The sequence below is a fragment of the Amycolatopsis sp. SB7-3 genome (assembly GCF_041021335.1).
In the GTDB taxonomy this organism is placed as follows: Bacteria; Actinomycetota; Actinomycetes; order Mycobacteriales; family Pseudonocardiaceae; genus Amycolatopsis; species Amycolatopsis japonica.
The window spans coordinates 1,723,864-1,736,280 of sequence record NZ_JBFPJQ010000001.1 but is presented as its reverse complement, the minus strand read 5'-3'; the positions used below and the strand labels follow the sequence as shown (position 1 = coordinate 1,736,280).

The 12,417-nt window shown below is 68.7% G+C and carries 13 protein-coding genes; 6 read left to right on the top strand and 7 right to left on the bottom strand.

Annotated elements, in window-relative coordinates; translation table 11 throughout:
• The first annotated feature begins 328 nt into the window (after positions 1–328).
• Entirely contained in the window at positions 329–850 is a 522-nt protein-coding gene (locus AB8M46_RS08460) for a hypothetical protein (protein WP_394359997.1), read from the top strand.
• Here the strand turns inward: AB8M46_RS08460 and AB8M46_RS08455 are convergent.
• Both AB8M46_RS08455 and AB8M46_RS08450 read right to left on the bottom strand, forming a co-directional pair.
• Positions 843–1,655, bottom strand: coding sequence for an NAD-dependent deacetylase (locus tag AB8M46_RS08455; protein WP_394359996.1), 813 nt, complete (start codon positions 1,653–1,655; stop codon positions 843–845). The two genes, AB8M46_RS08460 and AB8M46_RS08455, sit on opposite strands and share 8 nt — an antisense overlap.
• Entirely contained in the window at positions 1,648–1,956 is a 309-nt protein-coding gene (locus AB8M46_RS08450; RefSeq protein WP_016337748.1) for an antibiotic biosynthesis monooxygenase, read from the bottom strand. Before AB8M46_RS08450 ends, AB8M46_RS08455 begins: the two co-directional genes overlap by 8 nt.
• Positions 1,957–2,017: 61 nt before the next feature.
• Between AB8M46_RS08450 and AB8M46_RS08445 the strand changes: the two genes are divergently transcribed.
• Complete coding sequence (locus AB8M46_RS08445; protein ID WP_394359995.1) at positions 2,018–3,220, top strand: FAD-dependent monooxygenase; 1,203 nt, start codon at positions 2,018–2,020, stop codon at positions 3,218–3,220.
• A gap of 62 nt (positions 3,221–3,282) precedes the next feature.
• Here AB8M46_RS08445 and AB8M46_RS08440 read toward each other — a convergent pair whose 3' ends face one another.
• Entirely contained in the window at positions 3,283–4,725 is a 1,443-nt protein-coding gene (locus AB8M46_RS08440; RefSeq protein ID WP_037335269.1) for a M1 family metallopeptidase, read from the bottom strand.
• Here AB8M46_RS08440 and AB8M46_RS08435 point away from each other — a divergent pair.
• Entirely contained in the window at positions 4,724–5,521 is a 798-nt protein-coding gene (locus AB8M46_RS08435; RefSeq protein ID WP_394359994.1) for an alpha/beta fold hydrolase, read from the top strand. The genes AB8M46_RS08440 and AB8M46_RS08435 overlap by 2 nt on opposite strands.
• On the opposite strand, the gene AB8M46_RS08430 is transcribed toward AB8M46_RS08435, so the two are convergent.
• The 3 genes from AB8M46_RS08430 to AB8M46_RS08420 all read right to left on the bottom strand — a co-directional run bounded on the left by AB8M46_RS08430 (position 5,503) and on the right by AB8M46_RS08420 (position 7,346).
• Positions 5,503–5,937, bottom strand: coding sequence for a co-chaperone YbbN (locus tag AB8M46_RS08430; RefSeq protein WP_037335271.1), 435 nt, complete (start codon positions 5,935–5,937; stop codon positions 5,503–5,505). The two genes, AB8M46_RS08435 and AB8M46_RS08430, sit on opposite strands and share 19 nt — an antisense overlap.
• Before the next feature lie 12 nt (positions 5,938–5,949).
• A complete protein-coding gene (locus AB8M46_RS08425) occupies positions 5,950–6,300 on the bottom strand; it encodes a rhodanese-like domain-containing protein (protein WP_037335273.1) in 351 nt (116 codons plus the stop codon).
• 92 nt (positions 6,301–6,392) lie between these two features.
• A complete protein-coding gene (locus tag AB8M46_RS08420) occupies positions 6,393–7,346 on the bottom strand; it encodes a LysR family transcriptional regulator (protein ID WP_125733224.1) in 954 nt (317 codons plus the stop codon).
• A gap of 159 nt (positions 7,347–7,505) precedes the next feature.
• On the opposite strand from AB8M46_RS08420, the gene AB8M46_RS08415 reads away from it, so the two are divergent.
• Genes AB8M46_RS08415 through AB8M46_RS08405 form a run of 3 tightly spaced genes read left to right on the top strand, consistent with a single transcriptional unit; the run spans position 7,506 to position 10,485 of the window.
• Positions 7,506–8,192 carry a tRNA-dependent cyclodipeptide synthase gene (locus AB8M46_RS08415; protein ID WP_125733225.1) on the top strand — a complete coding sequence of 229 codons (687 nt, stop codon included), beginning with the start codon at positions 7,506–7,508 and terminating at the stop codon, positions 8,190–8,192.
• Between the two features lie 2 nt (positions 8,193–8,194).
• Positions 8,195–9,508: a purine-cytosine permease family protein gene (locus AB8M46_RS08410; protein ID WP_394359993.1), complete on the top strand. Its 1,314-nt coding sequence runs from the start codon at positions 8,195–8,197 to the stop codon at positions 9,506–9,508.
• Complete coding sequence (locus tag AB8M46_RS08405) at positions 9,505–10,485, top strand: LysR family transcriptional regulator (protein WP_394359992.1); 981 nt, start codon at positions 9,505–9,507, stop codon at positions 10,483–10,485. Before AB8M46_RS08410 ends, AB8M46_RS08405 begins: the two co-directional genes overlap by 4 nt.
• A gap of 423 nt (positions 10,486–10,908) precedes the next feature.
• Here the strand turns inward: AB8M46_RS08405 and AB8M46_RS08400 are convergent, their stop codons facing one another.
• The gene (locus AB8M46_RS08400) at positions 10,909–12,348 is read right to left on the bottom strand and encodes a M1 family metallopeptidase (RefSeq protein ID WP_394359991.1); all 1,440 of its coding nucleotides are present in this window, start codon (positions 12,346–12,348) and stop codon (positions 10,909–10,911) included.
• Positions 12,349–12,417 lie beyond the last annotated feature (69 nt).

The window sequence follows — 12,417 nt, the reverse complement described above, 5'->3', positions numbered from 1 at the left end:
CCGCTGGCAGGCTTCCCGCCCATGAGGAAGCTCTGGGGAGTGCTCGCGCTGTCGCTGCTCGCGGCCTGTGTCCCGGGGCAGTTGCCGCCGAGTGAGGCGAAGAGCGCGCTGGGCTTCGCCGCCCGGCCCGGCGAGGCGGACGCCTTCGGTGTCCAGGATCCGGTCGCCGAGATCCAGCGGCTGTTCCGGCCAGGGTCCGACCGGACCGGGGTGGCGCTGACCCGCGCGGGCCGCCGTGATCGGCGTCGGCTTCCGGGAGTTCCCCGGGGAAAGCCGGTCGGACCCGATCGCGTGGGTGTCCGGGGACGGAGGTACCCGGGAGATCGTGTTGCCGCAGGACAGACCGGGTCACTGGGCGCCGACGGCGATCGCCGCCGACGGCGACCGGGTGCTCGTGACCGCGGCCCTCGGCGGGGACGTCCGGGTGTGGGCATCCGGTGACGCCGGCGCCACCTGGACGGTCTCGCAGGTGCTCGTGCGGGCGAGCGACGTCTGGTTCTCCACCGCGCTGCGGGCGGGCGGGAAATGGCTGCTGGCCGGAGGTTCCGCGGCCGGTGCGCTGGTCGTGACCGGCGAGCCCGGTGCCTGGGAACTCGCTCCGCTCGGCGACGGCCGGATCCTCGGCGGGACCGTCGGCAAGGCGGGTGAGCCCGTGCTGTTCGGGGACCGCGTCGAGTGGAACCGGGGCAAGACGTCGAATCGGTCGTGCTCGGTGGTGTGGGTCGGGCAGGGAGGCTGGCAGCGGGGTGAGCTCGGCTGCCCGGCCGGACGGCTCGTCGCCGCGATGACCCTCGACGACGGACGTGTGGTGCTGAAGGGCGACCGCGACCTGTGGGTGCGGCCTAGCTGAGCAGGGCGTCCAGCGCTTCGAGGGTTTCCAGGCCGTTGGTCGCGAGGGAGACCCCGCGGCCGTGCCGGATCCCGGGTTCACGCGGGTTGATCCGCACCAGGGCGCCGGTCGCGGCGCTGGCCAGCTCCGAGTACCGCCGCACCGTCGGCACGGCCTGTCCGGCGCCGAGTTCCACCACCACGAGGTCGCGATGCGCGCGGCGCCACGCGTTCAGCTCGTCGAGCTGGGCCTGGCTGCGCTGCCCGAGCCAGTCGTAGTCGCCGAACATCAGGATGTTGGGCCGGGCGAGACCGCCGCAGCGCGGGCAGGACGGCAGCGGGGTCCGCGCGCGCATGGTGTCTTCGTCGATCGGGACCTCGACGTCGTCCGCGGACCAGATCTCCTTGGTGCACCTTTCGAGGCACTGCAGGTGATGGATGGAGCCGTGCGCCTCGGCGACGTACGGATAGCCCGCCTTCTGGAACTGTCCGTCCACATTGGACGTGAACGCGCGGGTGCCACCCGGTTTGCGCGCTCCCCAGGACGACAGGAGACGGAACCCGTCGTGCGGGACGGTGGCGCGGTACAGCGCGAGCCGGTGGCCGTAGAAACCCCAGGCCAGCTCGGGATCCTCGGCGAAATGCCGTGGGTCGGCGAGTTCGACGAAGCTGATGCCCAGCCGCTCGTACGGCGGATACGCCCTCCAGAACCCTTCGTCACCCCGGAAATCGGGCAGGCCGGAGTCGACGCCCATCCCGGCACCGGCGCAGACGAGCAGCGCGCCGGCGCCGTCGATCAGTTCCGCGGCTCGTTCGAGTTCACTCACCCGGCTTCGAAGCCTGGACGACCTCGAATTCCAGCAGGTTCGCACCCGTGGAGACCGGCTTCGCGCGCTCGCCCGCGTGCGCCTCACGCGCCGGGCCGGACGCCCACGCCTGGTACGCCTCTTCGGACTCCCACTTGGTGTAGACGAAGTAGCGCGACTCGCCGGAGACCGGGCGGAGCAGCTCGAAGCCGAGGAAACCGGGCTGGTTGTCGACGGCGTGCAGCCGCGCGGCGAACCGCTTCTCCAGCTCGGGGCCTGCGCCTTCGGGTACCTCGATCGCGTTGATCTTCACGACAGCCATGCCGCCAGCCTACGACGAAATCGTTTTGCGCCGCGATGTGATGCGTGGGACCTTCCAGACGATGGCTGACACCAAGATCCTCATCTCCGGAGCGAGCGTCGCCGGACCGGCCTTGGCCTTCTGGCTGACCCGGTACGGCTTCCAGGTGACCGTCGTGGAGCGCGCGCCGTCGTTGCGCCCCGGCGGCCAGGCCGTCGACCTGCGCGGAACGGCCAAGGAGGTCGCCCGCCGGATGGGGCTCGACGAACGTATCCGCGCGGCCTGCACGGACACGAAGGGCGAGACGCTCGTCGACCGGAAGAACCGCACGAAGGCCACCATCCGCGCCGACGACTTCGACGGCGACGGTGTCGTCGCGGAGATCGAGATCCTCCGCGGCGACCTGACCGAAGTGCTCTACGAAGCGACCAGGGAGCGGACGGAGTACGTCTTCGGCGACCGGATCACCGCGCTGGACGAGCGGGCCGACGGCGTCGACGTCACCTTCGCGAGTGGTTCGAGGGCGACGTTCGACCTGGTCATCGGGGCGGACGGGCTGCATTCGGGCGTGCGGGCGCTGGCCTTCGGCGAGGAATCCAGGTTCGTCCGGCATCTGGGCTCCTACCTGGCGTTCTTCACCGTGCCGAACCACCTAGGCCTGCGGAACTGGGCCGTCGGCTACGACGACGTCGGCCGGGCCGCCGGGATCCGCGGCGTCCGCGACGGCGACGAGGCGATGGCGTACTTCGGGTTCGCGTCGCCGGAAATCGACTACGACTACCGCGATGTCGAAGCGCAGAAGGCGCTGGTCCGCCGGTTCGCCGCCGGGATGGAGTGGGAAGCGCCCTGGCTGCTGGACCGGATGGACGAGGCGCCCGACTTCTACTTCGACTCGTGCGCCCAGGTGGTCATGGACTCCTGGTCGCGCGGCCGTGTCGGGCTGCTGGGCGACGCCGCTTTCTGTCCCTCGCCGCTGTCCGGGCAGGGCACGAGCCTGGCTTTCGTCGGGGCGTACGTGCTCGCCGGGGAACTCGCCGCCGGTCTCGACACCGGGCTGAAGCGCTACGAAGCCGTCATGCGTGAGTTCGTCGAGAAGACCCAGGAGCTGGGGCGGGAGAACGCGGAGTCGATCTTCGCGAAGTCGCGGACAGGGTTGCGGATGCGGTACCTGGCGATGCGGGTCATGCGGCTGAAGCCGTTCGCCGCCCTGGCCTCGCGGAAGATGCGGGACGTCGTGAACGGCATCGACCTGCCGGACTACCCGACCCCGCATTCAGAGGACTAAATGCGTGGGCTGAGTGCCCCGCAAGACCGCATTTAGAGGACTAAATGCGGGAGTGGGGTGGGTCAGCCGCGCAGGGTGCCTGGGAGGAGTTCGGCGTCCGGCGGGATCGTCGTCCCGTGGAACCACGCGTCGAAGAACGGCCGCAGGTCCTGCTCCGAAAGCTTGATCGTGAACGCCTCGAAATCCGCCCAGCTCGCGTTGGCGTTCCGATGCGCCGCCGGCCATTCCTTCAGCAGCCGCGCGAAAGCTCCTTCGCCGATCTTCCGCCGCAGCGCGTGGACGGCCAGGATCCCCTTGTCGTAGACGCCGCGGAATTCCTGCCCGGCCCCCATGCCGACCAGCTTAGGCTTCCAGAAATCGGTGCTGCCCCGCATGATCTCCAGTGCGGCGCGATAACGGACGTCCAGGTCCTCGTTGTCCCGCGACTCCTGCCACAGCCATTGCGCGTACGACGCGAGACATTCGTTGAGGCAGATGTCCGACCACGAATCCAGCGTCACCGAATCGCCGAACCACTGGTGTGCGGTTTCGTGCACCACGGTGATCAGGTCGGCCCATTTCGCGTAGGTCGGCCTGGTCTGGGTCTCCAGCGAGAAGTGGATGTCCTCGTCGAGATAGATGCCGCCCGCCGCGTCCACCGGGTACGGCCCGAACTTCGAGCTCAGGAAGCCGATGATCTCCGGCAGCCGCCTGCCCGTGTCTCGCCGGTCCTCGGCGCCCGGCGCGTACGCGTTGACCACCGGCGTCCCGTCCGGGAGCGCCATCCGGTCGACGGTGAACTTGTCGATCGCCACCGTGGTCAGGTACGCCGCCACGGGGGTGCGTTCCTGCCAGGACGTCGTCGTCCAGCCGTTCGCCGCGGTCTTCTGGATCTCGCGTCCGTTCGAGATGACGGTCCAGCCGTCCGGCACGCGGGCGTTGAGGGTGAACATCGCCTTGTCGCGCGGGGTTTCGTTGACGGGATACCAGAACGACGCCGAATGCGGCTCGCCGACGATGAACGCGCCGCCGTCCTTCGACTTCTGCCAGCCGTTCTCGCTGCCGCCCGCCTTGGGCGTCGCCGACGGGTCGCCGCCGTAGAGGACCTTCGTGCGGAAGGAGGTCCCGTTCCGGATCGGCTCGGCGGGCGTCACCACCAGTTCGAATTCGCCCTCGCGCGCGAACTTCGCCGGTTTCCCGTCCACTTCAACGGATTGGACCGTCAAGCCGCGTAAGTCCAAGTTGTACCGATTGAGGTCTTGGGTCGCTTTCGCGATCACCGTGGTGTCGCCGTCGAGACGCCCTTTCGCGGGGTCGTAAGTGATCCCGACCTGGTATTCGGTCGCGTCGTAGCCGCCGTTTCCGTCCATCGGGTAGTACGGGTCGCCCGCGCCCGAAGCGCCCGGCGCCGGGTTCATCGGCGGCGGAGGAGGGGGCGTGGCCGGAGGAGGATCGGCACTGCAGCCGATAATCAGGGCGCAGACGACCCCCAGAACCAGACCGGCGGCGGGGACACGGCTGCGCATGGAGGGGAGCTTAGTGGTGATTCAGCGCGACGGGTTGGTCACTTTCGGCGGTGAAGGGCCGCCGATCGTCCTGCTGCACGGGCTGATGGGCAGGGCGACGACGTGGTGGCGGGTCGCGCGAAGGCTCGAACCGTACGGGCGTGTCCACGGCCTCGACGCGCGCGGCCACGGACGCGGGCCGCGCGGCGGGCCCTGGCGCACCGAACGGTTCGCCGACGACGTCGCCGAGGTGCTGCGGACCTTCGGCGAACCGGCGATCCTGATCGGACACTCGATGGGCGGCCTGCACGCGTGGGTCACCGCGGCCCGGCATCCCGAACTCGTCCGCGCCGTGGTCTGCGAGGACTTCGCGCCGGATCAGCGCGGCCGGACCGTGGACACCTGGCGCGGGTACTTCGAGTCGTGGCCGGTCCCGTTCCGGTCGCTGGCCCACGTGCGCGAGTTCTTCGGCGACACCGGCGACTACTTCATCGAATGCGTCGAGGAACGCGAAGACGGCTATCACCTGATCGCGTCGCTCACGGACCTGTACGAGATCGCGGCCGAGTGGGGACGGCGTGATTTCTGGGAGTTCGTCGAACGCGTCAAGTGTCCGCTGCTCGCGATCGAGGGCGAACGCACCGCGATGCCGCACGGCCAGCAGGCCGAACTGGCCGCCCGCGTGCCCGGCGGCCTCGGACGGCACATCGTCGTCCAAGGCGCCGGGCACGTGGTGCACGACGAAGCGCCGGAGACCTACCTCGGTGCCGTCGAAGCGTTTCTCTCCGACGTCATCGGTCAGCCCTTCGCGAGCTGAGCGTCGATCCAGGCGCGCAACCGCGCTTCGCCCGGGTAACCGATGTTCCGCGACGACGGCAGTTCGGCGGCGTTGCGGACGCCGACCAGCGTCGGGAGGTAGCGGATGTTGTACCGGGTGGACAGGTCACGGCTCTGGTCGACGTCGACCTCGCCCAGCAGGAACCGCCCGCCGTATTCACCGGCGAGCCGCTCGATCACCGGTTTCATCTGGCGGCACGGCGGGCACCAGGTCGCGCCGAAGTCCATGATGACCAGCTTCTGCTTCGAGATGTTCATGACTTCGGCGTAGTTGGCCGAAGTCACCGTCATCACGTTCTCGGCCTTCGGTGCGGCCGAAGCCACACCGCCGCCGAATCCGGTGACGAGTGCCAGCGCACCGGCCAGCACGCAGACGAATCGTTTGACCTTGGACAAGACGATCTCCTTTCAGGACGAAGACCAGGTCGGAAGATCGTTCGCGACCCAGTCTTCGATGCCTTCGCGGTACTTGCGGACGTTCGTGTATCCGAGTTCCAGCAGCCGCCGTCCGACGAATTCGCTGTTGCGGCACGGCGTGTTCGCGCAATAGACGACGATCGCGGCGGCCTTGTCCGGAAGCACCACGGGTGCCAGCCGGTCGGTGAATTCGGCGGCTCGTTCGTACGGGAAACCCGGAATGTTGCGTGCTTCCGGCAGATGTTCCTTGTCGAAATAGGCGACCGGCATCGTGTCGACCACGACCACCGAACCGGACTCCATCCGGGAAAGCAGTTCCGTACGGGTGATCAACGGCAGCATGGTGCCCCTTCTTTCGGCGACCGTGATTGACGATCCACATCGTCGGCCGCCTCGCGGGACACGCTCTAGTGCCGCCTCGGCATGCCGAGGGGTTATCCGGCGGCCACCCTTCCGTGGCGGTGCAACCAGGAGCGATACGACGCCGTCCGTTCGGCGAGCCGCCAATAGCCCGCCCTCGCCTCGGTGGCGAGTTCCGGGACCCCGTGCGCGCACGGACCGTCTTCCCGCCACGCCAGCACATGCCGCACGCACATCGGCGCGCCCGCCAGCGGCCGGATGGCCAGCCCGTCCGCCGGTGGCCGGGTCGGCTGGACCAGTCCGACCCCGTACCCGCCACTGACCAGGTCTTCCCGTGCGGTGTCGATGTCGACGTCGTGGGTGATCCGCGGATCGAAACCGTGCGCGAGACACATTTCGCGGAACACCACCCGGCAGCCGTCGCCGCCGCTCGACACGATCCAGTCCTCCCCGGCGAGTTCGGCGAGCTCGATCTCCTCTTCGCCGGCGAGCGGATGTTCCGCGGGGATGGCGACGAAAGACGGCTCCTCGACCAGCGTCAGCGTCCGCACCTCCGGCGGCACGGGGAGACCGCGACGGCCGCAGATCATGATCAGCGCCAGGTCGATGCCCCGGTTCGCGACCTGCGCGAGCAGCCGCGTGCGCGAAGTGTCGGCGCGCGTGCGGAACGGTTCGCCCGGACGCAGATCGCGCAGGCCGCCGAGCAGTGAACCCGTGATGGCGCTGTCGTTCCAGCCGATCCGGATCGATTGGCCCGTCTCGGGTTCCTGCCGGTGGAAGTCGTGCTCCAGTTCGTCGAAGGTGAGCACGATCGCCCGCGCCCGCCGCAGGATCAGGGCACCGAGTTCGGTGGGCCGCACCCCGTGCTGGTCGCGGTGGAACAGCGGACCGCCGACCATCCGCTCGATCCGGCGCAACTGGTGGCTGAGTGCGGGTTGCCCGAGTCCCAGCCCGGCCGCGGCACGATTGAGACTGCCGGCGGCGGCGATCTCACAGATCACGCGAAGATGCCGAACCTGAATCTCCATGACTTCGTATACCGCGACCGGTTCGCGCCCGGCACCCCCGAAAGTAGAGACAGCCGATTTCTCATAACCCGGTGACAACATTCTCCGGCAATACCCGCGCGGGAGTGCCGTGGCTACGTTCGGTCGACGCCCCGCAGATCACGCGAATCAGGAGCCGTCTTGCCGCGACCACTGCCACTCACGGAGCATTGCGCCGATCCGCTGGCGCGGGCCGAGCACGTTTGTCTCGGCGTCAGCCCGTTCAACAGCCATTTCACGGTGGAACGTATCGCCGATCTCGCCCGCTGGGCCATGTCGGCCTTTCGGGGATTCCATTTCTTCGTCCCGGACGGCCCGTCCGCGTTCACCCTCGAAGCGCTCGGTTACGACCCGGTCCGCGCCGCGCAAAAGGCGCAACGACAGGGCAATTACACGCGTAACAAGATCGTCCGCGCGCTACAGCAGGTCTGCCCCGCGGATCCGCACACCCTGATACTGGACGCCGCGGCGTTGGAGGCCGACAGCGCGTATCTCGGCTTGCTTTCCGAGGCACACCAACGGTTCGCCACCGATCCGGAGTTCGCCGAGCAGTGCCTCGGCGCCACGGGCTGGGTGCTGGACCGGCGCCTGCCCGAAGGTGAACACCCCACGCGTGACCAGCTGCGCAGCGCCGTCCGGTACTTCCTCGCCGAGTTGCCGATGTTCGTCGGCACCGTCGCCGTGGCGGGCGTCGAAAGCTCCGTGTTCGCCTATCACCAGCGGGTCGGCTTCCTCGAACGGCTCTATCGCGGCGAACTCTCGTGGCGGCCGTTGCCGGGCCAGGGTTTCGTCGTCCTCGAACAAGCCGTCCCGGAACGGGTGGAGTGAGCGTGGAACACGACGACTTCTCCCTGCGCCGGGTGCCCGCCGAACGCCGCTACTCCTGGGTTTCCGTCGCGCTGCAACGGTTCGGGCAGGTTTCCTCGTTCCATCAGTTCCTGCTCGGCGCGGTACTGGGGTTCGGGATGACGTTCTGGGACGCGGTTCTCGCCATCACGATCGGCTCCGTACTGCTGGAGATCATCACCATCCTGATGGGGGTCGCCGGCACGCGGGAAGGGCTTTCGACGTCGGTGCTCGCGCGCTGGGCCGGGTTCGGCACCGGCGGATCGTCGCTGGTCGGGCTCCTGATGACGGTGAGCCTGGCCGGCTGGTTCGGGGTGCAGAACGACGTCTTCGCCCACGGTCTGCACGCGTTGATGGGCGGCCCGCCGGTGTGGGTGTGGGCGCTCGCGGGCGGCGCGCTGGTCACCGCGATCGTCGTGTTCGGCTTCCACGCGATGGCGTGGACGGCGTATCTGACAGTGCCCGCTTTCCTGGCACTGGCCGGGTTTTCGATCATCTCGGCGCTCGGCGACCATTCGCTGCCCGCGCTGATGGCCGGGCCGCCGCCGGGGCCGTCGATGTCGCTGGCGCAGGGCACCACGCTGGTGGCGGGCGCCTTCATCATGGGCGCGATCATGACGCCGGACATGACCCGGTTCAACCGGACCGCGTCCGACGTGGTGAAACAGACCCTGGTCAGCGTCACCCTCGGCCAGTACCTGATCGGCCTGATCGGGGTGCTGCTCGCGCACGCGGCGAAAAGCGCCGACGTGGTCGGGATCATCACCTCGTCGTCCGGGGTGCTGGGCACGCTGATCCTGGTCACCGCGATCCTGAAGATCAACGACTGGAACCTCTACTCGTCCTCGCTCGGGCTGGTGAACGCCGTGCAGGTGCTGCTGTCCCGGCGGCTGGACCGCACCACCGCGACCCTGCTGCTCGGCGGCCTCGGCACGGTGCTTTCCGCGATCGGCATCCTCGATCACTTCACCACCTTCCTGACCTGGGTCGGCGTGCTCACGCCGCCGGTGGCGGGGGTGGTGATCGCCGAGTACTACGTGGTCCGGCGCTGGAAACCGGAGCTGGACGCCACCCGCGCGTCGGGGGAACTGCCGCCCACCTGCCCGTCCTGGGTTCCCGCCGCGTTGATCTGCTGGGCGGCAGGTGCGGCGGTGGGGATCTGGCTGCCGTGGGGAATTCCCACGGTGAACTCCGTTTTCGCGGCTTTTCTGCTGTATGTTCTTCTCGGCAGACGGACCACGGCCGCGGCGGTTCCCGCGGCCACGACTTCTTCCGGCGGGTCGAAAACCCGTTCGTGACAAAGGAGTTCGACGTCGTACAGCTGGATGTCCACCACCTGCGGGTGATCCGGGCGATCGCGGACACGGGCAGCCTTTCCCGTGCCGCGATCGCGCTGGGCGTCACCCAGCCCGCGGTTTCCGCGCAACTCAAACGGCTGGAGAACATGCTGGGGTACCAGCTGTTCGACCGGAGCGAAGGCGGCGTGACACCGACTCCGATGGGGGAGCTGCTGTTGCGCCGCACCGCCGCTTTGCTGCCACAGCTGGACAAACTGCTCGAAGACATCGAGCAGCGCGTCTGCCCCAGCGGTCCGCCCGCCGTGGTCCGGGTGGCCGCGGTGGCGAGCGCGCTGGTGGCGTGTCTTCCGTCGCTGGTGACCCGGTTGTGGCCGGAGGTCTCCGAGGTGCAGGTCGTGCACGACGACCATCCCGAGCGGCTGTTGCCGCTGCTGGCCCAGCGCCGCGCGGAAGTGGCGCTGGTCAAGGACTATCCGGGCTACGAGCTCGAAATCCCCGCGAACGTGGACACCGCGGTGGTGGTGACCGAGCCGACCTTCGTCCTGCTGCCCGCCTTCCATCCGTTGGCGCGGCGGAAGGTCGTCGACCTGTGCGACCTGCGGGACGAATCGTGGGTGATGGTGTCCGATTCGTCGGCGGCCACGTTCACCAAGTACTTCGCCGACACCTGCGCGCGGCACGGCTTCACGCCGTCGTTCACTCATCAGGTGACTTCGCAGCAGGTGGCGCTGCTGGTGGTGAAGGCGGGCGCGATCGGGCTGTCCCAGCCGATCTGCGATCCGGGCGACCACGGCGTCGTGACACGGCCGCTGCGCGGGGATGTGTTGCCGCGCAGGCATGTTCTCGCTTGGAACAAGGAGACGTTCGTGGCGGGACGGCGGGAAGAGCTGCTCTCCGCGGTGGTCGACGCTTACTGGGCGGAGGCGCGGACGGCGCCCGTTTATGCGGAATACCTGGCCGGGCCTCGTGAGTGGTGAGGCAAAGGTGACGTGTGGTACGCGGCCCACCGTCCACAAGGGACACCAAGGGGTCACCGCGCTCTTCCACCTGTCGAACGCGTCGCGAAAGTGGGTTTCGCGACACGGGCGCTGGCGGCGGGGTGGTCGGCGCGGGCGGGTGACCGGGGTGAAGGCTCCCTTCACCGGATTAGACGCGGCGAAGGGAGCCTTCGCCCCACCGCCGACCCGCCCGCGAGCACGACCCCTCAAGAGAACCACCGGCGATGTGTCGCGAAAGCCACTTTCGGGACATCAGACGTCTCGAAAGTGGCTTTCGTGACATGATCGCCAGGACGGGTACCGGGCCCGGTCACGGCCGATGTTGCGAAAGCCACTTTCGCAACGTTGAAGGTTGCGAAAGTGGCTTTCGCAACCCGCCGTCCTCACCACTCACGAGGTCGTTCAGCTCCCCGGGAAGAGGAGCGAGTCCGGCGGCCGCACCGTACCGTCCAGCCAGGCGTGAGTGAACTCGCCGAGATCGCGTTGCGTCATCGCGGAGACGTAGAGCTCGAAGTCGTGCCAGTTCTGGTTCCCCTGCGGGTTGATCACCGGGAAGCCCGCCAGGATCTGGAAGAACGCGTCGTCGCCGACGAGACGGCGCAGCGCGTGCACCATCAGCACCGCTTTGGTCGTGGGCGCGAATTCGGCGCCCTTACCCGGATCGGTGAGCTTCGGAGTCCAGAAAGCCGCGTCGTCGCGCACCTTCGTCACCATCTCGCGGTAGCGACGATCCGGATCGACGCCGTTCTTCTCGTCCCACAGCCACACCGCGTACCGCGCGATGGACTCGGGCATCAGCGCGTCGCGCCACATCTTGCCGCTCACCCCGACTCCCCACCATTGGTACGCGCTCGCGTACACCAGATCGGCGATCGTGGCGGCGCGGCCGTAGACCGGCCTGGTCTGGGCGCCGTGCGTGTAACCGAGGGAGCGGTCGAGGAACAGCCCGCCCGCCGCCGACTGCGGGTAGTCGCCGAACTTCCCGGTGAGGAATTCCAGCACCTCGGGCAGCCGCCCGCCGATCTTCCGCTTGTCCACGGCGCACGGGTGGTAGGCGTTGATCGCGGTCCGCCCACCGGGAAGGGTGATCCTCTCGACCTCCCAGCGGCCGATGCCGAGCATCGCCGTGCTCGGCGCGAGCGCGGTTTCCTCCGACCAGGTGACGGTGTGCCGCCCGACGCCGGCGGGCACGTCGGAGACCTGGAAACCGTTGCCCAGCACGGAGAATTCGTCCAGGACGGTGACGGAGACGCGCAGGGTCGCCTTGTCGACTTCGGTGCCGTTGACGGGGAACCAGGTCATCGCCGAACGCGGCTGCCCGGTGGCGACGGCGGAATCGCCGTACGCGGCCAGCCAGCCGACCCGTCCCCGCGCCGTGGCGATCGGTTCCGGACGCCCGTCGTAACCGACCACCACGGTGAACCGGGCACCGTTGGCCAGCGGGGTGCGCGGCGTGATCACCAGCTCGTGTTCACCCTCCCGGCGGAAGGTCGCGGCCACGCCGTCGACGGTGACCGACCGGACGGTGAGACCACGCAGATCGAGGTCGAACCGGTCCAGGTCCTGGGTGGCGGTCGCGGTGATGGTCGCCTTGCCACTTAAGAACATCGAGTACGGCGCGTAGTCCAACGCGAGTGAGTACTGGTCGACGTCGTAACCGCCGTTGCCGTCCTTCGGGTAGTAAGGATCGGGTCCGAGGACGGTGCCGTCGGGTGAGACGTGCACGTACCCGTCGCTGCCGGGGGCCGGCTTGGCCACCGCCGAAGCCGGGCAGGCGCCGAGCATCGTGGTGGCGAGCAACGCGGTGCACAGTGGCTCCTGCCACCGAATCCGCACGGTCATGAACGAGCCTTCTCTCTGACTGGGGAGGATGCCCGGTCATCGTGCGTACGCCCGCGCGGCGCGCGGCAC